Source organism: Bradyrhizobium sp. AZCC 1693, from assembly GCF_036924745.1.
GTDB lineage: Bacteria > Pseudomonadota > Alphaproteobacteria > Rhizobiales > Xanthobacteraceae > Bradyrhizobium.
This window is the reverse complement of record NZ_JAZHSD010000001.1, coordinates 4,877,770-4,902,723: the sequence shown is the minus strand read 5'-3', so window position 1 is coordinate 4,902,723 and position 24,954 is coordinate 4,877,770. Positions and strand designations below refer to the sequence as shown.

At 62.4% G+C, this 24,954-nt stretch carries 22 protein-coding genes and 1 tRNA gene; 9 read left to right on the top strand and 14 right to left on the bottom strand.

Annotated features, from left to right (window positions below):
* Nucleotides 1-188 precede the first annotated feature (188 nt).
* Nucleotides 189-1,406, top strand: coding sequence for a ubiquinone biosynthesis hydroxylase (locus tag V1293_RS23395; RefSeq protein ID WP_334512569.1), 1,218 nt, complete (start codon nucleotides 189-191; stop codon nucleotides 1,404-1,406).
* A gap of 70 nt (nucleotides 1,407-1,476) precedes the next feature.
* Here the strand turns inward: V1293_RS23395 and V1293_RS23390 are convergent, their stop codons facing one another.
* Both V1293_RS23390 and V1293_RS23385 read right to left on the bottom strand, forming a co-directional pair.
* Nucleotides 1,477-1,674, bottom strand: coding sequence for a Trm112 family protein (locus V1293_RS23390; RefSeq protein ID WP_334487762.1), 198 nt, complete (start codon nucleotides 1,672-1,674; stop codon nucleotides 1,477-1,479).
* Nucleotides 1,675-1,734: 60 nt separating this feature from the next.
* Complete coding sequence (locus V1293_RS23385; protein ID WP_334512567.1) at nucleotides 1,735-2,271, bottom strand: TetR/AcrR family transcriptional regulator; 537 nt, start codon at nucleotides 2,269-2,271, stop codon at nucleotides 1,735-1,737.
* Nucleotides 2,272-2,361: 90 nt separating this feature from the next.
* Between V1293_RS23385 and V1293_RS23380 the strand changes: the two genes are divergently transcribed.
* The gene (locus V1293_RS23380; RefSeq protein WP_334512565.1) at nucleotides 2,362-2,712 is read left to right on the top strand and encodes a hypothetical protein; all 351 of its coding nucleotides are present in this window, start codon (nucleotides 2,362-2,364) and stop codon (nucleotides 2,710-2,712) included.
* Nucleotides 2,713-2,948: 236 nt separating this feature from the next.
* On the opposite strand, the gene V1293_RS23375 is transcribed toward V1293_RS23380, so the two are convergent.
* Nucleotides 2,949-3,098 carry a hypothetical protein gene (locus V1293_RS23375; protein WP_334517084.1) on the bottom strand — a complete coding sequence of 50 codons (150 nt, stop codon included), beginning with the start codon at nucleotides 3,096-3,098 and terminating at the stop codon, nucleotides 2,949-2,951.
* Between V1293_RS23375 and V1293_RS23370 the strand changes: the two genes are divergently transcribed.
* Nucleotides 3,042-5,513 carry a bifunctional diguanylate cyclase/phosphodiesterase gene (locus V1293_RS23370; protein ID WP_334516868.1) on the top strand — a complete coding sequence of 824 codons (2,472 nt, stop codon included), beginning with the start codon at nucleotides 3,042-3,044 and terminating at the stop codon, nucleotides 5,511-5,513. The genes V1293_RS23375 and V1293_RS23370 overlap by 57 nt on opposite strands.
* 101 nt (nucleotides 5,514-5,614) lie before the next feature.
* On the opposite strand, the gene V1293_RS23365 is transcribed toward V1293_RS23370, so the two are convergent.
* Both V1293_RS23365 and trxA read right to left on the bottom strand, forming a co-directional pair.
* The gene (locus V1293_RS23365; RefSeq protein ID WP_334512564.1) at nucleotides 5,615-6,289 is read right to left on the bottom strand and encodes an LON peptidase substrate-binding domain-containing protein; all 675 of its coding nucleotides are present in this window, start codon (nucleotides 6,287-6,289) and stop codon (nucleotides 5,615-5,617) included.
* A gap of 78 nt (nucleotides 6,290-6,367) precedes the next feature.
* Nucleotides 6,368-7,291, bottom strand: a complete 924-nt coding sequence (gene trxA, locus V1293_RS23360) for a thioredoxin (protein ID WP_334512563.1) — start codon at nucleotides 7,289-7,291, stop codon at nucleotides 6,368-6,370.
* Nucleotides 7,292-7,774: 483 nt separating this feature from the next.
* Here trxA and V1293_RS23355 point away from each other — a divergent pair.
* Nucleotides 7,775-7,849 (top strand) — tRNA-Gly (locus V1293_RS23355).
* A 168-nt stretch (nucleotides 7,850-8,017) separates the two neighbouring features.
* A complete protein-coding gene (locus V1293_RS23350; protein ID WP_334512561.1) occupies nucleotides 8,018-10,333 on the top strand; it encodes a DUF2235 domain-containing protein in 2,316 nt (771 codons plus the stop codon).
* Nucleotides 10,334-10,338: 5 nt separating this feature from the next.
* Here V1293_RS23350 and V1293_RS23345 read toward each other — a convergent pair whose 3' ends face one another.
* The gene (locus V1293_RS23345; RefSeq protein ID WP_334512560.1) at nucleotides 10,339-11,226 is read right to left on the bottom strand and encodes an NAD-dependent epimerase/dehydratase family protein; all 888 of its coding nucleotides are present in this window, start codon (nucleotides 11,224-11,226) and stop codon (nucleotides 10,339-10,341) included.
* A gap of 299 nt (nucleotides 11,227-11,525) precedes the next feature.
* Here V1293_RS23345 and V1293_RS23340 point away from each other — a divergent pair, with 299 nt between their 5' ends.
* The gene (locus tag V1293_RS23340; protein ID WP_334512558.1) at nucleotides 11,526-12,785 is read left to right on the top strand and encodes a PQQ-dependent sugar dehydrogenase; all 1,260 of its coding nucleotides are present in this window, start codon (nucleotides 11,526-11,528) and stop codon (nucleotides 12,783-12,785) included.
* An 84-nt stretch (nucleotides 12,786-12,869) separates the two neighbouring features.
* Nucleotides 12,870-13,454, top strand: a complete 585-nt coding sequence (locus tag V1293_RS23335; RefSeq protein ID WP_334512556.1) for a c-type cytochrome — start codon at nucleotides 12,870-12,872, stop codon at nucleotides 13,452-13,454.
* Between the two features lie 113 nt (nucleotides 13,455-13,567).
* Here the strand turns inward: V1293_RS23335 and V1293_RS23330 are convergent, their stop codons facing one another.
* From V1293_RS23330 to V1293_RS23310, 5 genes are all read right to left on the bottom strand, one after another.
* Nucleotides 13,568-14,857 (bottom strand): IS4 family transposase, encoded by a 1,290-nt coding sequence (locus V1293_RS23330; protein WP_334512553.1) that lies wholly within the window; start codon nucleotides 14,855-14,857, stop codon nucleotides 13,568-13,570.
* Between the two features lie 251 nt (nucleotides 14,858-15,108).
* Complete coding sequence (gene panE, locus V1293_RS23325) at nucleotides 15,109-16,032, bottom strand: 2-dehydropantoate 2-reductase (protein ID WP_334512550.1); 924 nt, start codon at nucleotides 16,030-16,032, stop codon at nucleotides 15,109-15,111.
* 166 nt (nucleotides 16,033-16,198) lie between these two features.
* On the bottom strand, nucleotides 16,199-16,804 hold the full coding sequence (locus tag V1293_RS23320; RefSeq protein ID WP_334512549.1) for a 2-hydroxychromene-2-carboxylate isomerase: 606 nt from the start codon (nucleotides 16,802-16,804) through the stop codon (nucleotides 16,199-16,201).
* A 102-nt stretch (nucleotides 16,805-16,906) separates the two neighbouring features.
* The gene (locus V1293_RS23315; RefSeq protein WP_334512548.1) at nucleotides 16,907-17,074 is read right to left on the bottom strand and encodes a hypothetical protein; all 168 of its coding nucleotides are present in this window, start codon (nucleotides 17,072-17,074) and stop codon (nucleotides 16,907-16,909) included.
* Between the two features lie 100 nt (nucleotides 17,075-17,174).
* Nucleotides 17,175-17,783, bottom strand: coding sequence for a DUF2239 family protein (locus V1293_RS23310; protein ID WP_334512547.1), 609 nt, complete (start codon nucleotides 17,781-17,783; stop codon nucleotides 17,175-17,177).
* 150 nt (nucleotides 17,784-17,933) lie between these two features.
* On the opposite strand from V1293_RS23310, the gene V1293_RS23305 reads away from it, so the two are divergent.
* The gene (locus tag V1293_RS23305) at nucleotides 17,934-18,599 is read left to right on the top strand and encodes a glutathione S-transferase family protein (protein WP_334512545.1); all 666 of its coding nucleotides are present in this window, start codon (nucleotides 17,934-17,936) and stop codon (nucleotides 18,597-18,599) included.
* Nucleotides 18,600-18,725: 126 nt separating this feature from the next.
* Here the strand turns inward: V1293_RS23305 and V1293_RS23300 are convergent, their stop codons facing one another.
* Complete coding sequence (locus V1293_RS23300) at nucleotides 18,726-19,622, bottom strand: SDR family oxidoreductase (RefSeq protein ID WP_334512543.1); 897 nt, start codon at nucleotides 19,620-19,622, stop codon at nucleotides 18,726-18,728.
* A gap of 60 nt (nucleotides 19,623-19,682) precedes the next feature.
* Entirely contained in the window at nucleotides 19,683-21,428 is a 1,746-nt protein-coding gene (ggt, locus tag V1293_RS23295) for a gamma-glutamyltransferase (protein WP_334512541.1), read from the bottom strand.
* A gap of 128 nt (nucleotides 21,429-21,556) precedes the next feature.
* Between ggt and V1293_RS23290 the strand changes: the two genes are divergently transcribed.
* Entirely contained in the window at nucleotides 21,557-22,942 is a 1,386-nt protein-coding gene (locus V1293_RS23290) for an MFS transporter (RefSeq protein WP_334512540.1), read from the top strand.
* A 383-nt stretch (nucleotides 22,943-23,325) separates the two neighbouring features.
* Here V1293_RS23290 and purH read toward each other — a convergent pair whose 3' ends face one another.
* Nucleotides 23,326-24,918, bottom strand: a complete 1,593-nt coding sequence (purH, locus tag V1293_RS23285; protein ID WP_334512537.1) for a bifunctional phosphoribosylaminoimidazolecarboxamide formyltransferase/IMP cyclohydrolase — start codon at nucleotides 24,916-24,918, stop codon at nucleotides 23,326-23,328.
* Between the last annotated feature and the right edge of the window lie 36 nt (nucleotides 24,919-24,954).

Below are 24,954 nucleotides of genomic sequence, written 5' to 3'. Positions count from 1 at the left end.
TCGGTCGAACATTTTGCGTCATTCCGGGGCGATGCGAAGCGTTGAACCCGGAATCTCGAGATTCCGGGTTCACGCTGACATGTGCCCCGGAATGACGGGGTGACATAAGCCTTGTTTCTCGGCCCTGTTTCGCCCAGCTATAATCAGGTAGCAAGCGTAGTCTGACGAAGTAACCGGGCAAGGATCGCATGGCGGCACAGCGAAGCATTGTCATCTGTGGCGGCGCCTTTGCAGGGCTGGCGCTGGCGCTGGCGTTCCGTCAGGGCCTGGGCCCCGATATTCCCGTCATCGTTGCCGATCCGGCACTTGCCACGCGGCCGAGCCGCGATCCGCGGGCGACCGCGATCGTGGCCGCGTGCCGGCGGTTGTTCGAGGCGCTCGGCGTCTGGGACAAGGTATCCGACTCCCAGCCGATCCTCGACATGGTCGTCACCGATTCCAAGCTGGAGGATGCCACCCGTCCGGTGTTCCTGACCTTTGCGGGAAATGTCGAACCCGGCGAACCCTTCGCCCACATGGTCGAAAATCGCCGTCTGATCGATGCGCTGGTGGCTCGCGCCGAGGCTGAAGGCATCGATCTCCGGGCCACGGCGGTTTCGACCCACGATTCGCGTTCCGATGGCGTCACCGTGACGCTCGCCGACGGCAATGTCGTCGAGGCAAGCCTGCTGGTGGCCGCCGACGGCGCGCGCTCAAAACTGCGCGAGCGCGCCGGCATTGCCACCCATGGCTGGGACTACGATCAATCCGGCATCGTCGTCACCGTCGGCCATGAGCGCGATCATCAGGGCCGCGCCGAAGAGCATTTTCTTCCCGCGGGTCCGTTCGCGATCCTGCCGCTGACCGGCAAGCGCTCGTCGCTGGTATGGACCGAGAGCCGCACCGAGGCCGCGCGCATCACCGCGCTCGGCGAAGCCGAGTTCCACGATGAACTCGAGAAGCGCTTCGGGCTGCACCTCGGCGAGATCAAGGCGCTCGACAAGCCTCGCGCGTTTCCGCTTGGCTATTTCGTCGCCCGCTCATTCATCGCCGAGCGGCTGGCGCTGGTCGGCGATGCTGCGCACGTCATTCATCCGATCGCGGGGCAGGGCCTCAACATGGGCCTGAAGGACATCGCCGCGCTGGCCGAAGTCGTGGTCGATGCGGCGCGGCTCGGCATCGATCCCGGGCAGGCCGACGTGCTCGACCGCTACCAGCGCTGGCGGCGCTTCGACACAATGGCGATGGGGCTTGCCACCAATTCGCTGAACTTCCTGTTCTCGAACGAATCGAATTTGTTGCGAGCCGTGCGCGATATCGGGCTCGGCCTCGTCGATCGCGCGCCGCCGCTGAAGAGCCTTTTCATCCGGCAGGCCGCGGGATTGTCCGGCGAGGTACCGCGGCTGTTGAAGGGTGAGGCGCTGTAGAAGGCGAATGGCGAATAGGGAGTAGCGAATGGAATTTCCGCTATTCGCCACTCACCATTCGCCGCTTTCGTCACTCGATCTTTCGCGCCTCTTCCGGCAGCATGATCGGGATGCCGTCGCGGATCGGGTAGGCGAGCTTGGCCGAGCGCGAGATCAGTTCCTGCCGGGTCGAATCGAATTCGAGCGGGCCCTTGGTCACCGGACAGACCAGGATCTCCAACAGCTTTGGATCGACGGTGCTGTCGAGGCGTTCGGGCGTGGCATTCATTTGCGGTCTCCGGTTTACCGCGGTCCTTAGCATATTGGACCCGGCCTGTAACTGCGCGAGCTAGCGCTGGGCCATTTGCAACATTTCGTCGAGCACGGCCTGCTGCCGCGCCTTCGGCAAGGCCTGGTCCGATAGCGCGTAGCCGAGAAACGCCCAATAGAGGAGTTGGGCGCGGGCGCGGGCCACTTCCGCCCGCAAGCCGAACTGCAATAAAAGGTTTTCGACATAGCTGAGCCGCCGCCGGTCAATCGCCTGCATGGCGGCGCGGGCGGCGGGATCGACGCTGGCCCAGGTGCGGACCGCCTTCTCCAGCGTCAGCTTTTCGCTAAATACCCGGCTCAGCAGCAACGCCAGCGGGTTTTCATCTTTCGCGGCGGCTTCGACATTGGCGATGATCTGCTCGGCGGCCACCTCGCGCCAATGCGCGAGGATGGCCGCACGGAACGCGTTGATATCGGCGAAATGCCAGTAAAAGCTGCCGCGTGAGACCCCCATCGCCTTCGCCAAAGGTTCCGCCTTCAGGGCCGTGAAACCCTTCTGCGCCAGCGTCTTGAGGCCCTGATCGAGCCAGTCTTTGGCCGAGAGTTGATCGCTCATGGTCGTTCCCGCAATACCGCACCATACACCACTGTATTGACAGGAGCCAGCGCATGCGCCATAACCATACAGCACTGTATGGAGGATCCGATGCGCGATCTCTTGCTGCAATGTTCCGGCCTCGCCGCAATTGCGGTTGCCCTGATCCACGGCGTGCTCGGCGAAACCAAGGTCTTTGCACGGGCGACCATCGAGCCGGCGCGGCTGCGCACGCTGATCCATCTGGTCTGGCATGCCGGCACCGTAGCGTGGATCGGTGGCGGCGTGCTGTTGCTCGCCGCACCCTGGATGGAATCGGAGCCAGCACGGCACTGGATCATCGTCACGATCGCTTGCGTGTTCGGCTTCGCTGCGTTCGCCAATGCCTGGGCGACGCGCGGCAAACATTTTGGCTGGATGGCGCTGAGCGCCGTGGTGGCGATGGCGGTCGCGGGATATTAGCCGGCGCGGACTCCCGGCCTCACCGGTTGATGTGGCATGTCGGGTTCTCCGGCATTTCCGTGGACTCGCGCCGGCTCTCCGGAACGGGGATGGCCTCCAAGCCCCCGTACGAATACGGGGAGCCGTGTCCCGTCGCGTGCGCAACGGCTCTTAGCCTTTGGAATCATTGTGTAAACAGCATTTACGTTCCGGTAGGCATGCAACCGGGCATTGCACGAAATTAACGCGCTGAAAGCTTAATCAGACAACCGTCGTAGGATTGAAGATGGACCAATTGCATGTTTCGCATATTTACGTGTCTTACCGCCGAGCATGATTGGCGGCTTGTACTGCTCGCCGGTCTGGTTTGCTTCGTTGCAAGCATTGTCGCGGTCAACATCTTTCATCGCGCCACCGCCTCGCAGGCACGAACGCGCCTGATCTGGATTGCAATTGCCGGCGCTGCGATCGGCTATGGGATTTGGGCGACGCACTTCGTTGCAATGCTCGCCTACGAGCCCGGTGTATCAACCGGTTATGGCATCGTCCTGACCGCACTGTCGCTCGCCGTGGCCATGGTACTGACGTCCTGTGGCTTTGGAATTGCTGCCAGCGACCCCGACCGGTGGCGCGTTGCTGCTGGCGGTATCGTCATCGGCGGCGGCATTGCGGGCATGCACTATCTCGGTATGTGGGCGCTCGAAGTGCCGGGCCGCGTGACCTGGGCCTTGGACCTCGTGTTCGTCTCGATCGTGCTCGGCATGTTCTTCGGCTATGCCGCGCTGGCGATCGCGCTACGCCACAAGAATAAATGGGGGACGCTTGCAGCGGCGCTGCTGCTGACGCTCGCAATCGTCTCGCATCATTTTACGGCCATGGGCGCCGTGCTAATCATTCCCGATCCGACACAGATATCCCACGGCCTGTCGCTTTCTCCGACCTTCCTCGCCCTTGCAATCGCCGGCGTGGCTCTATCGGTGCTCGGAATGAGCCTGATCGGCGTTCTCGCGGATCGCCGCCTTGCCAACCGAACCCGCAAATTCGAAGAAATCATCAGCCAGTTGTCGCTCGCCCGGCAGGAGGTTGAAGGATCGCAAAGAGAATTGCAGGAACAAAAACTCAGACTGGATACCGCCATCAACCACATGGGGGAGGGCCTCTGCATGTTCGATGCAGAGAAGCGGCTCGTGGTATGCAATGATCGTTATGCCAAAATGTATCGGCTGCCGCCGGAACTGTTGAAGGCGGGAACACCGCATCAACAAATCATCAAGCATCGGATTGCGAACGGCATCCTCAAGGGCGAGACCAGCGAAAGCGCGGCGAAGCGGTTGCTCTCGACGTTGAATGCGTTACCACCCGACGCAACCACCAGCAGGACCGACGAATTCGCGGACGGTCGATTGATCTGCGTTACCCGACAGCCAATGGTGGGCGGCGGATGGGTGGCAACGCACCTCGACGTCACCGAGCAGCGGCAGTCCGAGGCCAGGATCATCCATATGGCCCAGCATGACGCGCTGACGGACCTGCCAAATCGCGTGCGGCTGAGAGTGCGCATGGAGCACGCCCTTGCAATCACCCGCGAGGGAGGATTCGGCCTTGCCGTGTTGATGCTCGATCTCGACCGCTTCAAGGAGGTCAACGACACGCTCGGTCATCCGGCAGGCGACAAGCTGCTGCAAGCCGTCGCCGCGCGGCTGCTCGAATGCATCCGCGATACGGCCCTGATTGCACGGCTGGGCGGCGACGAGTTCGCCGTGATCGACTACGTGACCAATCCCGTCGTCGAAGCCACGGCCCTTGCCGAAAAAATCAGCCACGCGCTTTGCGAACCGTTCGATCTTGGCGAACATCAGGTGACCATCGGCACCAGCATCGGCATCGCCATCGCGCCACGCGACGGAACCAATCCCGACGAAATCCTCAAGAGCGCGGATCTCGCCCTTTATTCCGCCAAGAGTGGCGGACGTGGTTCATTCCGCTTCTTCGAGCCGGAGCTCGACCAGCTCATGCATGCCCGTCGCAACCTGGAGCGGGATATGCGTGACGCACTTGCCAACGGCGGATTCGAGCTCCACTACCAACCGTTCATCAATGTCGTGAGTGGAGAACCCAGCGGCTTTGAGGCGTTGCTGCGCTGGCATCATCCCCAGCGCGGTTTGGTCATGCCGGCCGAATTTATCCCGCTTGCGGAAGAAACAGGCTTGATCGTGCCTCTCGGGGAGTGGGTGTTGAGGGCCGCCTGTGCCGAGGCGGCCAAGTGGCCTGCCGATCTCAAGATCGCAATAAATCTGTCACCCGCTCAATTCAGGAGCAAGGAGCTGGTTTCGATCATCGTAGGCGCGCTTGCGAATTCGGGAATTGCGCCGCAAAGACTCGAGCTCGAGGTCACCGAGACGGTCACCATGCATGACAGCGAGGCTGTGTTCGCTGCGCTTGATCAGCTGCATAAACTGGGCGTGCGAGTAGCCCTGGACGATTTTGGTACCGGCTACTCATCACTCAGTCTTCTTCAGAGGTTTCCATTCGACAAAATCAAGATCGATCGCAGCTTCGTCAGCGCGCTGTCGGATGCAAAAGAGGAATCACGCCTGATCGCACGCGCGGTGGTCCGATTCGCCGTCAGTCTCGGCAGGACGACGACGGCCGAAGGGGTCGAAACGAAGGAACAGCTGGAAATCCTCCATGCGGAGGCATGCACTGAAATGCAGGGCTATTATCTTGGCAGACCGATGGATGGCGCCAAAGTTCTTGCAATGCTGCGCACGCAGGCTCAGACCGTGCGACGGCGCAGGGCTGCCAGGAGCGTGGCGCGCTGAACGGGCCGTCAAGCGGACGACATGCGGACACTAGCTAGAGCTAGCTGCGCTCGGACCATCGCAACGCATCTAACCAAACCGCTCTGGCTGAGGCTCAGCGTCTACTGCAGCCCGGTGTCGCCGCTGGTGCGCTTCTTGGCGAGGTCCATTTCGGTCACCGCGATCAGGATTTCGGCGCGGGTTTTCAGGTCGGTCGCTTCCAGCATCGCCTGCTTCTCCGCCGGTCCATATGGAGACATCATCGCCAGCGCATTGACCAGCGCCTCGTTCGGCGCGCTCTCGATGCCTTCCCAATCCACCTTCAGATTGTTGGCTTCGAGAAAATCAGTCAGCACGTCGAGCAAGGCCGCGCGATCGACGGCTTCTTCGCCTTTGCGCGCAACGAAATCGTCGGCATAGGGGAAGAAATCCACCTTGCATTGCCGGTACGCGGTCAGGGCGGTGACTTCCTCGACCACCTTGAAGCGGGCGACGCCGGTAAGTTCCAGGATGTAGCGGCCGTCGCCGGATTCGGCGAGCTGCGTGATGCGGCCGACACAGCCGACCCGGAACAGCTCCGGCCTTGCCTCGTCCCTGCTGTGGGAAATATCCGGCTGGATCATCCCGATCAGCCGGTGACCGTCGCGCAGCGCATCGTCCACCATCGCCAGATAGCGCGGCTCGAAAATATTGAGCGGCATCTGGCCGCGCGGCAGCAACAGCGCGCCCGGCAACGGAAACACCGGAATGATTTCGGGAAGCTCGCCGGGTCCGCGGTATTCGGCATTGATCGGCATTTGCAGTCCCGGCGTTAGTTTGTTGGTTTGGTGGGTATTCTGGTCATAAAACCGGTTCCCACTTTTATGGAACGGGCCCTACGAAAACAGGATCGTCGACAGCCGCTTGCGTCCATCGACGGTCGCCTCGTCGGCGCCGCCCCATGCTTCGAAGAACTGCACCAACTGCTTGCGCGCACCGTCGTCATTCCACTTGCGATCGCGCTTGACGATTTCGAGCAACTGGTTGGTCGCCTCGGCGCGGTTGCCCTGGGCGTTGAGCGCGGTCGCCAGATCGAATCGCGCCTGATGGTCGAGCGGGTTTGCGGCGACTTTCTGTTCCAGCTCGGTCACCGGGCCGACCGCCTGGGCCTGCTCGGCGAGATCGATCGAGGCCTGCACCGCCTTGACGGCGGCGTCATTGCGCTTCGACTCCGGCACCATCCCGAGGGTCTGCCTGGCCTGTTCGATGGCGCCAGATGTCACGTAGCATTTCGCCAGCCCTGCCAGCGCCGCGATATTGGTGGAATCGTGCGCGAGCACCTCGGCGTAGATCTGGGCTGCGCCGGCCGGATCGCCTTCCGCCAGTACGGCCTCGGCCTCTTGCAGAATCTCGGCGATATTCGGCTCGCCCGGCGCCGTCATGCCCTTGGTGAGTTTGTCGATGAAGGCGTTGATCTGGCTCTCCGGCACCGCGCCCATGAAGCCGTCGGCGGGCTGGCCGCCCACGAACGCGATCACGGCCGGGATCGACTGAATGCCCATCTGACCGGGGATGGCCGGATGCTCGTCGATATTCATCTTGACCAGCTTGACCTTGCCCTTGGCCGCGCGGACTGCCTTTTCGAGAGCGGGCGTGAGCTGACGGCAGGGGCCGCACCAGGGCGCCCAGAAATCGATCAGCACCGGCTGCCGCTTCGATTCCTCGATGACATCCTTCACGAAGGTCTGGGTGGTCGTCTCCTTGATCAGATCGGGTGCTGCCTGCGGCGCCGGGCCGCCGCCCTGCTCAACTATCGTCACGGTATCCTCGCCTGATGTCTTGAGAAGATGTCTTTGGAATTCGGGCCCGTTCTAGCACGGCTAGGGGCGAAGTTCCTCCTCCGCTAGATGGCGGCTTGGCCACAAAATTCAATCGGCAGGGTGCCGCCGCGTCATCGGGCGAGGGGGCGGAACCCCGCTGGAACGTCGATGCCCCGTCGAGGCAAGCCAAGGCCCTTCGATTGCGACGTGCGGGACGAATTGACAGCGGACGTTGGGAGGCTTGTTCGAAAAAATGGCTCGAATCGCCCGCGCATCGCGCCGGCGGCCGGACCCTTAGGTTCCCGGGCTGGGTATAGGGGCCGACAAACCCCGTTTAGGCGTTGTTTCGGACCGATTCGCTCCCAATTGTTAATGAAATCGGATTATCCGCGTGACAACGGATCGCACGCGGACTGTTGCATTCACGGTCGGCATTTGGCATAGGTCTGCCGTTGACGGCGAGCGTTCGCCGCCATCTCGGATGCGGGTGTAGCTCAGTGGTAGAGCACGACCTTGCCAAGGTCGGGGTCGAGGGTTCGAGCCCCTTCGCCCGCTCCAGATTTTCTTCTATGGCAAATTACCGGATCATCGACAGGCCGCCTTTGGGCGGCCTTGTCGCTTTTTGAGCCCGCGATGTGATCCAGCTCTCCCTTGGTTCGAGCGGAGCGTGTAATTCTCCTGGACCAGAGATTGTGGGGTCTCTTCATCACTCGGCGGGGCAATTTCATGGGCCGAAAAATCATTCTGCTATCCGACGGCACCGGCAATTCTTCAGCAAAAGTCTGGCGAACCAACGTCTGGCGCACCTTCGAGGCGCTGGATCTTTCGAACAATGACCAGGTCGCATTTTACGACGACGGCGTCGGCACCTCGTCATTCAAACCGATGGCGATCCTCGGTGGCGCGTTCGGTCTCGGCCTCCGGCGCAACGTCATCGCCCTCTACAAATTCGCCTGCCGCAACTATCGCGATGCCGACGACGAGCTGTTCGGCTTCGGCTTCAGCCGCGGCGCCTTCACGATCCGGATCGTGATGGGGTTGATCGACAGCCAGGGCCTTGTCAAAGCCGACAATGAAGCCGAACTCCACAGCCTGGCGAGTGCGGCCTACCGCGCCTATCGCAGGGACCGCTACCATCATCTGAAGTTTGAAGCGCCCTATCAGTGGATCCGCAACAAGTTCGGACCGCATTATCCTCCGAAAGAGGTTCGCAGGAACGTCAAGATCAGGTTCGTCGGCGTTTGGGACACGGTTGCCGCTTACGGCATGCCGGTCGACGAGATGACGCGCGGCATTCATCAGTATATCTGGCCGATTGAACTGCCGAACAATCGTCTCTCGCCTCGTGTCATGCGCGCCTGCCAGGCGCTGGCGCTCGATGAGGAGCGGACTACGTTCCACCCGCAGCTTTGGGACGAAACCGCCGGCATCAACGGCAACACCGCTGGGCCCGATGTCGACGGGCGGCGCTTCATCAAGGACGAACGTATCAGCCAGGTCTGGTTCGCCGGCGTGCACACCAATGTCGGCGGCGGTTATCCCGACGATGCGCTTGCCTACATTCCGTTCGTCTGGATGATTACCGAGGCCAAGCGATGCGGGCTCAAATTCAAATCGGATTATGCAAACGAGCCGCCCAATCCTGACCTGATGATATCCGATCCCGACACGTTCAAGAACGCGATTTCCAAGCGGGACAAGGACGGACGGCTCTACGACCCGCGCAAAGGTCTCGGCGGCTACTACCGCTACGGGCCGCGCAAACTGGTCCCATTCCTGTATCCGGAGACCAGAAAACAGGAAGACGACGAGGTCGGCGTCGGAATCGCAAAAATTCATGAAAGCGTCTTCAGGCGCGTCGAAAACCACGCGCATGCCTACGCGCCGGTTGGCCTTCCGCCCTATTATCGCGTCGTCAAGGAAGACGGCGAGATTGTATCGCCCGATAAGTTCAGGATCGGCCCAGCCACAGAACCGTTTGAAGCCAGCGCGGCTGCGGCGCAGCGCGCGCTGGCGCAGGAACATGTCTGGAACGAGGTCTGGAAGCGCCGCATCACCTATTTCGCGACTGTCGGCGCGACAGTGTGGCTGGTGCTGTTTCCGCTGGTGAGCGGCGCGCAACGCTATGATGAATATACAAGCCCGATTCGCTGGGTGTCCGACTTTGTGCGCTTTGTCGGTGGATTTCTTCCAGGCTTTGCGTCGACGTGGATCGACGGCTATGCACGCGCGCCGGGTTGGTTCCTTGTTCTGGTTGGCCTGGTTTCCGGTTTGCTGTATGTATCCTCGCGAATCGCAGGTCGTACATCAAATCTGATGGCTTCGATCTGGCGAAAGACGCCGGAAGCGCCGTCAGGCCTGCCCGACAACTGGATCTATCGACTCCGCAGCAGCCCGATTTACATTGGCTTCCACGACCATCTGAAACGCACGATCGCGCCGGCTTTCTTCGCGGTGGCGTTCTTCTATCTCGGATTGGCGGTGGTGAATCATCTCGCCTACGATGGCCTGGACGTGGCCGGATACACCTGCGTTCACGGCGATGCCGATCCAAAGCCCGCCGTGCTTGAAATCAACCAGAGCAAACGTGTCGAATTCAAAACGTCGGAACTGTGCAAGGCAACAGGCATCCTGCTCGAACATCGCGCGCGCTACTATGTGACCATCCAGCCGGGTGAGCCATGGTTCAATGGCGTCACCCGCATCGGCACCCCGGTTGGGGGTTTCTCCGCCAAAGACCAGCCGGCCTGGTACGAGCGCATATATCTCTCGCTGTTTCTGCCCTTGCGTCGGGAATTATCTAAGGACTGGTTCCGCATCGTGCTTCGGTTTGGGCATGTCGGTGGTGAAGAGAGCTCGTACGAGCCTGATCCTTACGATGACATAATCCAGTTCAATATCGCGCCCACGATCGCGCCCGATCGCAAACAAGAACTGTTCGTCTTCGTCAACGACGCCGTGATCGGCGTGCCAGGCTTCTATGACCTCCTCTACCGCAACAATCGCGGCACGGCATACCTCACCGTCAAGCGAACGAGATAGCGCCACTAGCTTGAGACAAGCCGAGCGATTTCGCCTTCCGGATCCAGATGTTTTGGCCGCCAGCCAAGTTCCCGCCGCGCCTTTGCGCCACTGAGCCGCTGGTCGAGTGCATAGCCTCGGGCCCATTCGCCCAGTTCAGCCGCGATGGCGTCGACCGGAACGATCTGCGGTTCAATCTTCCCGGTGCCAAAACGCCTTGCGAAGGCGCGTGCAATGCGACCGATCGGAAGCCCTTCGATCGCGGCCCCGATATAGCTCGATCCCGCCGGGGCGCTTTCGAGCGCCAGCGCGTAGAGACTTGCGAGGTCCTCGTTGTGCACCAGCGGCCAGCGCACGGCCTCGCTTTCCACCACGCTCACCGTCTCACCCGTCTTCGCGTCGCGTGCCAGGCGATGAAAGACACCGCCATCCCGTGCGTAGACCATGGCGGGATGGATGACGATGCCGTCGAGGCCGGTAGCCGTCAGCACGCGCCTTAGTTGCGGCACCATCCAGGCGAAGGCGGGCAGCGGACGGAACGGCGTCTCCTCGGTCGCGAGTTCATCGCCCGTCGCGCCGAACAGCCAGCAGCCGCCGGTATAGATCAAGCGCGGCGGGTCCCGCTGCGCCGCGAGCGTGGGCAGCAGCACATCCAGTAGGCGGCGATCGGTCGTGCCCATATCGCTGTCGAAATCGCATGCTGCGTGAACGACCGCGTCGAGTTGCGGCAACTTTCCGACCCATGGTTCGGGGCATCCGATGTCGCCCGCAATCGGTGTCGCGCCCCATTGGCCAAGCCTCGCTGCGGCCGTGCCGCTTCGCGCAAGGCCGAACAGTTCATGCCCGCGCGCAATCAGCTCCCGCACAACGGCAGAACCGACCACGCCTGTCCCACCGAGAATGAATACACGCATGATCGGTCCTTGCTGTGGAAGCTTGCCCATGTGCGGCGCTCGTCGACCAGAGCAAGCGTTGGCTCTCGGCAAATATTGCGATGCAGCGCGTCCGTCGTAAAAAAGGTCTCAAACAAACCGGGCTAAGAATTTTCCCTTCAGTCTGTTTTTGTCTGACAGAGTCGCGCATCACCCGCTTCTCTCCCGCATCGGATGTGTTACCATTTTTGGTCTGTCCCACCTCATCAGACCAAGTTCGCCTCTCGAACGTTTCAAAATAATAACAGGCGCAGCCGCCAGGCTGCCAAGGGAGTGACGCGATGAAATCGGCTTTCAATCGATCTATTCTTGTGCTCGCAGCCGTCCTCGTTGTCGTGGGGGCCAGCCAGGCCAACGCGCAACAGAAGCCCCTGAAGAAATACGAGTCCGGCACCAAGGAGTTCTGGACCAACCCGCCGCCGGACTGGTTCCTCGGCGACGAGACCGAGGCCCAGAAGGGCCAGGCGCCGCCCTCCGGTCCGCCGACCGGCGCATCGGACGCCGAACTTGCGGCAACGATGAAGAAGATCAAGCTGCCGCAAGGCTTCAGTATAGAAGTCTATGCCTCCAACGTTCTGGAGGCGCGGCAGATGGCCTGGGGCGACAAGGGCACGCTGTTTGTCGGCTCCTTCAGCCTCGGCAATGTCTATGCGATCAAGGACAATGGCGGAAAGAGAGAGGTCAAGACTGTCCTCAAGGGCCTCAACATGCCGACCGGCCTCGCCTTTCTCGATGGCGCGCTCTACGTCGTCGCGATCAACAAGCTGATCAAATACGAAAACGCCGAAGCCAATCTCGACAATCTCGGCGCCGGCAAGGTGGTGTATGACGACATGCCATCCTACGTCGCGCATGGCTGGAAATACATCGCCGTCGACAAGGATGGCTGGTTCTATATGCCGTTCGGACCTCCCTTCAACATCGGCCTCCCCCCGACCAGCGTCTCGCAGATCCGCCGCGTCGATCCCAAGACCGGCAATGCCGAGATCTGGGCGCTCGGCGTCCGCAACAGCGTCGGCGGCGACGTCGATCCGCGCTCGGGGCGATACTGGTTCACGGAGAACGCGCGCGACTGGATCAGCGACGACATGCCGAGCGACAAGCTCAACATGATCTCCAAGATCGGCGAGCATTTCGGCTATCCCTATTGCCACCAGGGCGATATGCCGGACCCGAAATTCGCGATGGGTCACAAGTGCTCGGAGTTCACGCCGCCCGTGGTCAATCTCGGCGCACACGTGGCGCCGCTCGGCATGAAGTTCTATACCGGCGACCAATTCCCGGCTGAGTACAAGAACAACATCCTGATCGCCGAGCATGGCTCCTGGAACCGGCACAAGTACCAGGGCGCCCGGATCAAGCGCGTGATTGTCGATGCCGACGGCAAGAACGCCAAGTCGGAAATCTTTGCCTCCGGCTGGCTCGAAGGCGACACCGGCTATCTCGGCCGTCCGGCGGATATCGTGCTGGCCAAGGACGGTTCGATCCTGGTGGCCGACGACTGGGCCGGCGCGATCTATCGCATCAGCTACAAGAAGTAGGACGTCAACGATCAGGGGCTGCGGTTATCCGGGAACGGGTGGCCGCAGCCCCTGTTGTTTGCGGTGTGGCGCAGAGGAGTTCACATGCGAAATGCACTGGTCGGGATCGTGCTGGCGTCGGCAATCACCTGTGGCTCGCCTGCCCGCGCCGCCGATATCGCGGCCGGCAAGGAGAAGGCCGAGCTGTGTGTCGGCTGCCACGGCGAGGGCGGCATCTCGCAGATGGAGAACACCCCCTCGCTCGCCGCCCAGCCCGATCCCTTCATCCAGTGGCAGCTCGTGTTCTTTCGCGCCGGCACCCGCAAGAACGAGCAGATGCAGCCGATCGTCGAGCAGCTCAACAATGAGGACATCCGCAACCTCGGCGCCTACTACGCCTCGCTTCCGCTGCCGAAGACGCCCAAGCCCGACGACAATCCGGGCCTTTCAACGAAAGGCGCGCAGGCGGCGGTCGGCCGGCGCTGCGCTTCATGTCACACCGATACCTTCGCCGGCACCAAGGCGGTCGCCCGCGTCGCCGGCCAGCGCGAGGAATATCTCGTGAAGGCACTGCGCGACTACAAATCCGGCGTGCGGGCCGGCGGCGCCATGGCGGCGATGGCGGATGTCGCCTTTCCCCTCAGCGAGGAAGAGATCGAGGCGCTCGCGCATTATCTCGCGCATCTCTGACGTCGTCCCTGCGAACGCAGGGACCCATACTCCGCGGCCCAAATGATTGTAGGCAGTGGTTGACGCCTCGCTTAACTCACAACGCCCTGTGGCTATGGGTCCCTGCGTTCGCACTAGTTGATTCGCACATCTTTGAGGGTTGCCCACGCCGCCGCCACGCCTAAGAAGTATTGGAGGCCATGCCGCATGGTGATGGGTCCCGGTTTGGTGCGTGGGTATCCGTCCCATCCGCCGAGGCGAGCGATGATCCATGAGGCCCAAGCCAGGCTTTGCGGCGGATGTGGATTGCTTTGGAGTGCGGTCCTGCCCTCGTATTTGGTGGCAAGCGCGGCGAGGAGTTTGATCTGCTCTTCATTGAACGCGTTGCTGGCGGGCTCGGCGCTGCGTCCGTCGCGAGCCTGAACGAGTTGCAGGATCATAACGGCAGCTTTGGCGGCAATCGCGGTGAGCTTGAGCAGCCGATCGGCCGTTTCGATCCGGCTGTCTTCGAGCTGGAGACCCTGAGTTTTGATCAGGCGAAACAGTTGCTCGATAATCCAGCGCTTTTTGTACCAATTAACGATCTGCCAGGCGGACGCGACATCGCTCACGTCATGGGTCGTCAGCAGGTACCAATGCAGCGGCTCGACGCCTGCTGGCGGATCGACTTCAGCGACCTCGACCAGAGTAAGCTCGACCGTCTTGGGTAAATCGGACGATGCCTTCTGCGGCCGTTTGAGGGTGACCCGACCGAAACGCAGCATGAGTTTGGCTTGCCGGGCGGGTCGATCGGCACGCGCCACAACATCAATGGTCGCGGTGTCGACGATGGGCCAGCTGGCGGCGGTGGCATACATGCTTGCCCCGTCCGCCAGCACGCGATCATGCATGCTCCGCGTCAGCAGATGAAAGTTTGAGTCCGATACGCTCGCCCATTTGGCATAGATGTCGCCCTCGCGATCATCGATCACCGTGACCATCGCGGCCGCAGACAATACCTGCTTGGCTCGATTGGCCGTGCTGATCCAACGCTCCGATTCCTTCTGCTCCAGCGGCCGCTTGTCATGCGGAACCGTCACCCGGCCTTGGCGCGTCCAAATCTTCCCGGCAACCAGACCCAGACATGCGTCGCTGTCGGCATCTACGGTGGCCATTGCATGCAACAGCAAACCGTGGCCGGTCCCTTTGCCGATCTCACCCAGCCCGCGCCGGCGCTCGGGCTTGGTTCTAAAATTGATCTCGCTTGTATCCTGGATCGCCAGCACGTGCCGGCCAGCCACTGCAACGGCCGTTTGTTCACCCCAGCCTGCGAGCAGCGCTTCCAGGGTCACATTCTCATTGGCGAGAAATCGGCCGAATTGGACGATCTTGGCCCGATCACCCGCCGCCGCTCGCCGCAAGCACGAACTGGCGCGCGTGACCATTCCTTCGAGCAGGGCCGCCCCCCTTTATCGAGACGACCGTCCCCGAACCGACCAAGCCTGAATTGTTCGTTCAACATCTGGCACCTCAACAGAATCGAAGTGCCACACACAGAATCACGCCGCCCCGGCGCCGGGGAAGGCTAAATCAAAAGGCCGAGTCATTCCGTCGCAGTCAAGATCTGTGCATCTACTAGTGCGTTCGCAGGGACGACTGAGACGATTGTGATGACGACTGCTATAGCGTCGAGTGACTACGCGGAGCGCTGCTTCTCATACGCCTTGAGATGCGTATAGGCGATACGCAGCTTCGGCACCGGAATCTTCGCCGCGTCGGCGCGTACAACGAGATCGCCGATCACATGGTCGGCCTCGACTGGCAGGCCCGCTTTGATATCGCGGAACATCGAGGCGGTCATCGGCGAGCCCTCGGTCGTCAACAAGCCGCTGGTGCGCTGGAAGAACGGGCCGGCCGGTTCATAGCCCGACGCCTTTGCAATCGCGCTGCATTCGTCGAGCATGCCGAGCAGAAAATCCTTGCCGCCGGTGGCGGCCAGGATGTTGCCGACGGAGGTGCGCATCAGAGAGGTCGATGCCGCAAGCGAAGCGAGGAAAACCCACTTCTCCCACATGTCCTGCATGATCTGTTCGCTGGCCACGGCGCCGAACTTACCGCTCTCAAACACCTTCGCGATTGCGCGCACCCGCTCCGACATGGCGCCATCGCGCTCGCCAAAATTGAGTGACTGCATCGGTGCGAGCTGGACCACCTCGCGGGCTTCGTTGAGGGTCACCGCGATCGCGCAGAGGCCGCCGAGCACGCGGTCGGCTCCGAATTTCTCGTCCAGGACGTTGAGGTGCAGCATGCCGTTGAGCAGCGGGATAATCGCTGTGTTCGGCCCGACCGCGGGCGCAAACGACTTGATCGCGTCTTCCAGGTCGAACGCCTTGCAGCTCAGCAGCACGACGTCGAATTTCTCGGCGAGCTTGTCGGCCTGGACCGTCGGCGGGCTCTTGAGCGTCACGTCGCCGGCGGAACTCCTGATGACGAGGCCTGCGCTTGCGAGTTCTGAAGCGCGCTTCGGCCGCACCAGGAACGTCACGTCGTTGCCTGCCTGAAGCAGCCTGCCGCCGAAATAGCCGCCGATCGCGCCGGCGCCGACCACGAGAATACGCATGGATCAACTTCCTTTTATTGTTGGTTTTGGTGAGGGCCGAATAGCGGGTTGGCGGATGACGGGCCCGAAAACTTCCGGCCACCATTACCACTGACCGTCAGCTATTTGCCACTTACGATTCGCCTGCCTACCATGTCCCGCCGAGCGGCTTGGGCCGGCCGCGCGGCTATTTCCCCAAGACCATTTCCTCGACTTCGCGAAGCTGCTCCTTGCCGAAAAACATTTCCTTGCCGACGAAAAATGTCGGCGAGCCGAACGCACCGCGCTCGACGGCGGACTGGGTGTTCTCGATCAGCCTCGCCTTGACATCGGTGTCCTGCGAGCGCGCCAGCAGTTTTGCTGCATCGAGGCCGGACGAGGCCAGCGCTTCGACCGCGACTTCGGGGTCATCCATTTTTTTCGGCTCGACCCACATGTGATGGAAGGCGGCCTCGACATATTTCTCAAACACGCCTTCGAACTGAGCCGCTACCGCCGCACGCATCAAGTTCAGCGTGTTGACCGGAAAAAACGGATTCCAGACATAGGGCTTGACTCCAAACCGCTTCAGGAAGCGTTCGGTCTCCAGCGCGTGGAATTCGCGCTTGTTCTTGATGCCGGCGAGCGTTTCGGCGGGCGACTTGTTGTTGGTGGCCTTGAAGATGCCGCCGAGCAGGATCGGCACATATTCGAACTTCGCCCCGGTGCGCTTTTCGATCGCCGGTATAGCTTCGTGGCTGAGGAAGGCGTTGGGGCTGCCGAAATCGAACAGGAACTGTGGATTTGAACTCACGGCAGTCTCCCCGTGTTTTGGCGCATTGTGGCGCAAGGCAGGCAGCGCGTCCACAGTATTATGACGATCGTAATATCGCGGGAATGCGCGACTTACCCGACGTCACACCATCCGCCGAAGCGGGCGGCGACGCCAGACCAGCGTGTAATAGCCGAATTGCAGGACGAACATGGCGCTGAACACGATCGGATAAGCGGCCGCAACCGAAAGCGTCGCGCCGGCAACCGCCTTCACCGTTTCGCGCTCGCTCGCGCAGGCGGTTTTCGACACGGCGATTGCTCCCATTGAAGACGTGACGGATCATTGCCGCGCACCGGGAGCGGTGGCGGGCGAGAGGCTTTGGAAATTCGGCTAGGGGTGTGACCCGCGCCTATGGCTCGGCGCGATCGGCGAAGGCGAGTTTGACGACGTGGTCGCGGATATCGTCGGGCCAGCCCGCGACGAGACCGACGAATCGCCGCCGGTCATCGGCGAACAATGCCCGCGAAGCTTCCTCGAAGCCGGCGAGATTGCCGGCCATGACAGCCATGAAACGATAGGCGGCATCCGTTGCCGCGCGGGCGCGATCCGCATCGCCATTGGCACGGCGCGCTTCTTCCACCAGCTTTCGGAGCGCCACCGATGCGCCGCCGGGCTGCGTGCCGAGCCACTCCCAATGGCGCGGCAGCAACGTCACCTCGCGCGCGACAACGCCGAGCCTGGGCCGTCCGCGCCCACGCGGCTCCGCTGCCGCCGTCTCTTCGGTTTCGAGGTCCGGAGGCGGGGCGGGTTGCGGCAGGCGGGCAATGATTTCGCGTTCGGTGCCGCGAAGATCAAGATCGATCGGCTGGCCGGTCGCGTCGCTGAATATGATGATCGGCGGCGCGGCGGGCCTGTGGGAAGCCTGCATCACCGCAATCGCGACCTCGGCGAGCGGGCCCGCCGCCAGGCGTTGCGGGCCCATGAAGGCCGTGAATTTGGGACGGGTATTGTCAACCATCGGAGATAACTCTGGATTTTCGCTGGTTTATATTTACCCGGATAAATTGTGTTGTCAATATCATCCGGGTAAATATATCGCGCCTATAATGGCCGTCTCGACTTTCCGTTCCCCGGCTGGCACCAACGGCGGCCAATTGAAGGGGACGCCATGCTGACGGTTCATCATCTCAACAATTCCCGCTCGCAGCGCGTGCTGTGGCTGCTCGAAGAGCTCGGTGTGCCCTATGAGATCGTCCGCTACCAGCGCCAGCCGGACATGCGTGCGCCGAAGGAGCTGCGCGCCATCCACCCGCTCGGCAAATCGCCCGTCATTACCGACAATGGCAACACCATCGCCGAGTCCGGCGCGATCTGCGAATACATCATCGGCACCTATGGCGACGGCCGCCTGATCCCGCCGCCCAATACGCCGGAGCGCCTGCGCTACACCTATTGGCTGCACTATGCCGAAGGCTCCGCGATGTCGCCGCTCTTGCTGAAGCTTCTGTTCACACTGATGCCGAAGCGCGCGCCGGCTCTGCTGCGGCCGCTGGTGCGCAAGGTCTCCAACACGGCGCTGACCACGCTCGTCAATCCGCAGCTCAAGCAGCATATGGACTACTGGGAGGGCGAGCTGGCAAAAAGCGAATGGTTCGCCGGCAGCGAATTCACCGGCGCCGACATCCAGATGAGCTTTCCGCTGGAGGCCGCCGCGGCGCGTGGCGGGCTGGAGGTAGGTCATCCCAAGGCGATGGCGTTTCTCGAACGCATTCACGCCCGCCCGGCCTATGCGCGCGCGCTGGAAAAGGGCGGGCCGTATGTGGTCGGGCGCTGATCGTCTCACGGCTGCACCGCCGCGATTACTTCCTTTGCATATAGGTCGAGCCCTGCAGCGTGCCAGAGGCGTCGAACTCCAGCGTGACGTTCACATGCTCCGCAACGGAACCAGCGACGATAGCCTCTAGTGCGATGCCTGCGCTGCACCCACCGAGGGCAGCGCCTGCACGGTGACGCCGGGCGGCGGCACGTCGTCGTCGGGGACGAAGAAATCCGACATCAACGGCACCGAGCGGTCGACACGGTAGTGCTCGAAATCCCTGACGCCAGAGGCGTACAATACCTTGTCGTCGATGCAGAACTGCCCGGTGAATTCGCGCGACGGGCGGGTCAGGATCGCGTGCGCGGCATCGCCCATGATCTCGGGGGTGCGGCTGGCGCGCATCATGGCGTCGCCGCCGAGCAAATTGCCGACCGCGGCGGTAGCGATGGTGGTGCGCGGCCACAGCGCGTTGACCGCGACGCCCGCGGATTTCAATTCACCTGATAGCCCCAGCACGCACATGCTCATGCCGAACTTCGCCATCGTGTAGGCGGTGGAATGCTCGAACCATTTTGTCTTCATGTCGAGCGGCGGCGACAGCATCAGGATGTGCGGATTGGCCGCCTTCTTCAGATGCGGGATGCAATATTTCGACACCATGAAGGTGCCGCGGGTATTAATGCCCATCATCAGGTCGAACCGCTTCATGTCGGTTCCTTGCGAATTGGTCAGGCTGATCGCGCTGGCGTTGTTGACGCAGATGTCGATGCCGCCGAATTCGGCAACGGTCTGCTCGATCGCCGCGATCACCTGCGCCTCGTCGCGGATGTCGCACAGCACCGGCAGCGCCTTGCCGCCAGCGGCGCGAATTTCCTCCGCCGCGGTGTAAATGGTGCCCTTGAGCTTCGGGTGCGGCTCCGCGGTCTTCGCCGCAATCGCGACATTGGCGCCGTCACCCGCGGCACGTAATGCGATGGCCAGGCCGATGCCGCGGCTGGCGCCGGATACGAACAGCGTCTTGCCTTTGAGGGATGTCATCTGAAACTCTCCTGTGAGAGGGGACGCATATTACGGCGCGTCCCTCACGAGTGCACGTCCTCATTGTCCGACCGCCGCCGCGCCCCTTGTGCGGGGGTCGGGTGCGCCGAGCAGGCCGTTCGGCGTGACCGCGATCGAATTCGCCGACGTCTGGCCGAGCGGCTCGATCACCTTGTGGCCTTTCGCCTTCAGCCCGGCTAACACCTCGTCGGAAAACCCGCGTTCTACCCGCACTTCATCGGGCAGCCATTGATGATGAACCCGCGGTGCCGCAACGGCGGCGGCGACATCCATGTTGTAGTCGAGCACGTCGACCACGACCTGCAGCACCGCCGAAATGATGCGGCTGCCGCCGGGTGTACCCGTTACCAGCACCGGCTTGCCGTCCTTCAGCACAATGGTCGGCGACATCGACGATAATGGCCGCTTTCCAGGGCCGGGCAGATTGGCTTCGAAGCCGACCAGGCCAAAGGCGTTCGAGGCGCCGGGTGCTGCGGTGAAATCGTCGAGCTCGTTGTTGAGCAGCACGCCGGTGCCCTCGGCGACCAGGCCGACGCCGTAGGGGAAGTTCAGCGTGTAGGTGTTGCTGACCGCATTGCCGCTGGAATCGACGACCGAATAATGCGTGGTGTTGGCGCCCTCCCGCGCCGGACTCACCGACAGCACATCGGCGGCGGGCGTCGCGCGATCGAGATCGATACTGGCGCGTTGCCGCGCGGCGTATTCCTTGGTGACCAGGACATTGACCGGTGCGTTGACGAAGGCGGGATCGCCAAGATAGCGCGCGCGGTCGGCGTAAGCACGCTTCATGGCTTCGATCATGACGTGGAGCGAAGGCGCGGTGCCCTGCTTCATGTCCGGCATCGGAAACCCTTCGAGAATGTTCAGCGTCTCCAGCAAAACCGTGCCGCCGGAGGAGGGCAGCGGCATCGATACGATCTCGTAGCCGCGGTAGCTGCCGCGCACCGGGCTGCGGATGACAGCCTGATAGGATTTCAGATCGTCCACCGTCATGAGGCCGCCGCCGTCGCGGACAGCCTTTGCCAGCCGTTCGGCCACCGGCCCCTCATAAAATCCGCGCGCCCCCTGATCGGCAATCGCCGACAATGTTGCAGCGAGGTCGGCCTGAATCAACCGGTCGCCCTCCTGCAGGGGCGTGCCGTCGCTGCGGGACAACGCCTTTGCCGAATTCGGCCAGCGTCCCATTCGGCGGTACATATCCGACAGCGTGTCGGCCATGTCGTCGGCGACCACAAAACCGTCGCGCGCCAGTTCGATGGCGGGTTTGAGGATTTGCGCGAGTGTGAAACGGCCGGAGCCGTATCTCTCGAGCGCCACTGCCAGCCCGGCTACCGTGCCGGGCACGCCGATACCAAGTGCGGAATTGCGCGACTTGTCGGTATCGGGCTTGCCGTCGGCCCCAAGAAAAACATCCGACGTGATCGCACCCGGCGCGGTCTCGCGATAATCGATGGCGACATCCTCGTTGCGCCCGGCCGAATGAATCACCATGAAGCCACCGCCGCCGATGTTTCCGGCGCGCGGATAGGTGACGGCAAGCGCAAAACCGGTGGCGACCGCGGCGTCGACCGCATTGCCGCCCTGCCGGAGGATATCGGCACCGACTTGCGCGGCAAGCCTCTCCTGTGCCACCACCAAACCATGCTCGGCCGCGATGGCGCGAACGGTAGTGAGATCGGGGGGCGCGTAAGAGCGGCGTTCCTGCGCGAAGGCCGTCGCCCCAAAGGCAAACGCAAGTACGAATGTGGCGGCTACTCGACGCCACCGGATTGAAAAGACCGCCATCGAAAATCCGCCGCAGTTGGAGTCTGTGTGACGCCTGGCAACAGCCCCCAGCGCCGGTGACGCATGCTATATGGGTTCGGACTCAACGGGCAAAATGCCACGCGAGGCTTTTGAAGGAAATTTCTCACATGACGGTGATCGCTTCCGAGGCAGCCGGCGCCGAAATACCGCGGGAATATCCGCGCCGCGCCGCCGTCATCAGCTGGATCTTCTTCGATTGGGCCGCGCAGCCTTATTTCACACTGATCACCACCTTTGTATTTGCGCCCTATTTCGCGGGCTTCGTCGCGCCGGATCCGGCGCAGGGGCAGGCATTGTGGGGATTTGCCACCGCGGCCGCCGGCCTGATGATCGCGCTGCTGTCGCCGGTGCTGGGCGCGATTGCCGATGCCAGCGGACGCCGCAAGCCGTGGATCGCCGGTTTTGGCGCGTTGCTGGTGATCGGCGCCTCCTTGATGTGGTTCGGAAAGCCTGGTGACCCGAGCGTCATCCCGGCGCTGTTGCTTGCCTATTCGATCGCGAGCGTCGGCGTCGAATTCGCCACCGTCTTCAACAACGCGATGATGCCGACGCTGGTGCCGCCGGATCGAATCGGGCGATTGTCCGGCACCGGATGGGCCACCGGTTATATCGGCGGCATCCTCAGCCTCGTCCTGGTGCTCGGCTTTCTGGCCGCGAACCCCGAAACGGGGCGCACACTTTTCGGCCTGGCGCCGCTGTTCGGCCTCGACCCGGTCAGCCACCAGGGCGATCGCATTACCGGCCCGCTGACCGGCATCTGGTTCATCATCTTCGTATTGCCGATGTTTCTGCTGACGCCGGATTACCCGGCAAAGCGTCCGATCCGCGAGGCGTTGCGCGAAGGATTGAACGGGCTGAAGCGGACGCTCGGCGAATTGCCGAAGCAGAGATCGGTGGCGGCGTTCCTGCTCGCCAACATGATCTATACTGACGGGCTGGTGTCGCTGTTTGCGTTCGGGGGCATCTACGCCGCCGGCACGTTCGGCTGGCATACGATCCAGATCGGAAGTTTTGGAATTCTGCTGGCCATCGCCGGAACCTTCGGCGCGTGGCTCGGCGGCAAGCTCGACGACAAACTCGGACCCAAGCGCGTCATCGCCGGCAGCTTGCTGATCCTGCTGTTTGCGTTGGCTGCGATTTTGCTGGTCGACAGGGATTCGATTCTGTTCGTCAAGGTCGCACCGCCGGTGCCGGGCGGCCCGCTGTTCTCGGGAGCGGCCGAGCGCGCCTATCTCGTGCTCGGATGTCTGATCGGCGCGGCCGGCGGCCCGCTGCAGGCGGCGTCGCGCACGCTCCTGATACGTCTCGCGCCGAAAGATCGCATCGCGCAGTATTTTGGACTGTTCGCGCTGACCGGGAAGGTGACGTCGTTCATCGGTCCGCTCTTGATCGGCGCGATCACGGCATACACCGCGAGCCAGAAGGCCGGCATGGCGATGCTGGTCGTGTTTTTCCTTGCAGGCCTGGCGCTGCTGACGCGGGTGAGGGAGTGACGGCGAGCGACTGGATGACGTCGTCGTCCCCCGCCACCGGGTCTCGCCTTTGGCGAGCCCGATGACAGGCTCCGGCGGGGGATCCAGTACGCCGCGGCTTATCGGTCCTATCACTGCTGCCTGTGGAATACTGGATCACCCGCCCCAGTGCGCAATTGCGCACAAGGCGGGTGATGACGACCGAATATGTGTTTGTGATCTCGCGACGCATTGCGCCCGAGGTTTGCTGCAGAACTTCCCGCCCTCCTGTCAGTCCGTAGGGCGGGCAAAGCGACAGCGTGCCCACCATCTATCGTCGAGCATGTCTTGAAAAGGGTGGGCACGTCGCTAACGCGCCTTTGCCCACCCTACGCAGCTTCGATCGCAATGACGAAGCCAGTCGTTCAATGCCTGAAGTGGCGCACGCCGGTGAACACCATGGTGATGCCGTGGTCGTCGGCGGCCTTGATGACTTCATCATCACGCATCGAGCCGCCCGGCTGGATCACGGCGGTGGCACCGGCTTCGATGCACGCCAGCATGCCGTCGGCGAAGGGGAAGAAAGCGTCGGAAGCGACGACGGAGCCCTTGGTCAGGGGTTCGGCGAGATTCAGTTCAGCCGCGGCATCGAGCGCCTTGCGGGCGGCGATGCGTGCGGAATCGACCCGGCTCATCTGGCCGGCGCCGATGCCGACGGTGGCGAGATCCTTGGCGTAAATAATCGTGTTCGACTTGACGTGCTTGGCGACACGGAAAGCGAATTTGAGATCGCGCAGTTCGGCGTCCGTCGGCGCGCGCCGGGTCGCAACCTTGATATCCATGTCCTCAACGACGGCATTGTCGCGGCTCTGCACCAGCAGGCCACCGGCAACCGTCTTGGCGGTCAGGCCGGCCGCGCGCGGATCAGGCAGGCCGCCCGCGAGCAGCAGCCGCAAATTCTTCCTGCCGCCGATTATCGAAATTGCTTCTTCGGTGGCGTCGGGCGCGATGATCACTTCGGTGAAGATGCCGATGATGGCGCGCGCGGCTTCCGCATCGAGCGTGCGGTTGACTGCGATGATTCCGCCATAGGCGGAGGTCGAGTCGCAGGCGAGCGCGCGGCGATAGGCGGTGACGAGATCAGGTCCCTCCGCAACGCCGCAGGGGTTCGCATGCTTTACGATGACGCATGCCGCTGTGCGCTTCGGATCAAATTCGCCGATGCACTCATAGGCCGCGTCGGTATCGTTGATGTTGTTGTAGGACAGTTCCTTGCCCTGCATTTGCCGCGCGGTGGCGACGCCGGGCCGCTTGTCGGGCGTGCGATAGAACGCGGCCGTCTGGTGCGGGTTCTCGCCATAGCGCAAGGACTGGATTAAGCGGCCGCCGAAGGCGCGGAAATCCGGCGCGTCGTTCTTGAGCTGAAGCGCGAACCAGTTCGAGATCGCGGCGTCATAGGCGGCGGTGCGCGCATAGGCTTTTGCGGCAAGGCGCCGGCGCAGCGACAGCGTCGTTGCACCCTTGTTGGCGGCGAGTTCGTCGAGCACGGCCTGATAGTCCTGCGCCTCGACGACGACAGCGACATCGTCGTGGTTCTTCGCAGCTGCGCGGATCATCGCGGGACCACCGATGTCGATGTTCTCGATGCAGTCTTCGTAGCCCGCGCCTTTGTCGACGGTCTCCTCGAACGGGTAGAGGTTGACCACGAGCAGATCGATCGGCGCGATGCCATGCGCCTTCATCGCGTCGGCATGCTCCTTGTTGTCGCGGATCGCAAGCAGGCCGCCATGCACCCTGGGGTGCAGCGTCTTGACCCGGCCGTCCATCATTTCGGGAAAGCCCGTCAGGTCCGAGACGTCCTTGACCGGTAGCCCGGCCGCCGCGATCGCCTTCGCGGTGCCCCCCGTGGAGACGAGCTCGACGCCATGTCCGGCCAGCGCCTTGGCAAATTCGATCAGGCCGGTCTTGTCGGAAACGGACAACAGGGCGCGGGTTATACGGCGCGGATGGTCGGTCATGGCTTAGTCCTGTGTGGAAAGGCCGCCGGGTAGCAC

Bases quoted from the DNA above. Each gene is read 5' to 3' on its own strand.
- V1293_RS23395 (WP_334512569.1), top strand. From the start codon at position 189: ATGGCGGCACAGCGAAGCATTGTCATCTGTGGCGGCGCCTTTGCAGGG.
- V1293_RS23300 (WP_334512543.1), bottom strand. From the start codon at position 19,622: ATGACATCCCTCAAAGGCAAGACGCTGTTCGTATCCGGCGCCAGCCGC.
- panE (WP_334512550.1), bottom strand. From the start codon at position 16,032: ATGCGTATTCTCGTGGTCGGCGCCGGCGCGATCGGCGGCTATTTCGGC.
- V1293_RS23390 (WP_334487762.1), bottom strand. From the start codon at position 1,674: ATGAATGCCACGCCCGAACGCCTCGACAGCACCGTCGATCCAAAGCTG.
- V1293_RS23380 (WP_334512565.1), top strand. From the start codon at position 2,362: ATGCGCGATCTCTTGCTGCAATGTTCCGGCCTCGCCGCAATTGCGGTT.
- V1293_RS23335 (WP_334512556.1), top strand. From the start codon at position 12,870: ATGCGAAATGCACTGGTCGGGATCGTGCTGGCGTCGGCAATCACCTGT.
- V1293_RS23310 (WP_334512547.1), bottom strand. From the start codon at position 17,783: ATGGTTGACAATACCCGTCCCAAATTCACGGCCTTCATGGGCCCGCAA.
- V1293_RS23345 (WP_334512560.1), bottom strand. From the start codon at position 11,226: ATGCGTGTATTCATTCTCGGTGGGACAGGCGTGGTCGGTTCTGCCGTT.
- V1293_RS23350 (WP_334512561.1), top strand. From the start codon at position 8,018: ATGGGCCGAAAAATCATTCTGCTATCCGACGGCACCGGCAATTCTTCA.
- V1293_RS23385 (WP_334512567.1), bottom strand. From the start codon at position 2,271: ATGAGCGATCAACTCTCGGCCAAAGACTGGCTCGATCAGGGCCTCAAG.
- purH (WP_334512537.1), bottom strand. From the start codon at position 24,918: ATGACCGACCATCCGCGCCGTATAACCCGCGCCCTGTTGTCCGTTTCC.
- V1293_RS23365 (WP_334512564.1), bottom strand. From the start codon at position 6,289: ATGCCGATCAATGCCGAATACCGCGGACCCGGCGAGCTTCCCGAAATC.
- V1293_RS23340 (WP_334512558.1), top strand. From the start codon at position 11,526: ATGAAATCGGCTTTCAATCGATCTATTCTTGTGCTCGCAGCCGTCCTC.
- V1293_RS23305 (WP_334512545.1), top strand. From the start codon at position 17,934: ATGCTGACGGTTCATCATCTCAACAATTCCCGCTCGCAGCGCGTGCTG.
- ggt (WP_334512541.1), bottom strand. From the start codon at position 21,428: ATGGCGGTCTTTTCAATCCGGTGGCGTCGAGTAGCCGCCACATTCGTA.
- V1293_RS23290 (WP_334512540.1), top strand. From the start codon at position 21,557: ATGACGGTGATCGCTTCCGAGGCAGCCGGCGCCGAAATACCGCGGGAA.
- V1293_RS23330 (WP_334512553.1), bottom strand. From the start codon at position 14,857: ATGGTCACGCGCGCCAGTTCGTGCTTGCGGCGAGCGGCGGCGGGTGAT.
- V1293_RS23375 (WP_334517084.1), bottom strand. From the start codon at position 3,098: ATGAAAGATGTTGACCGCGACAATGCTTGCAACGAAGCAAACCAGACC.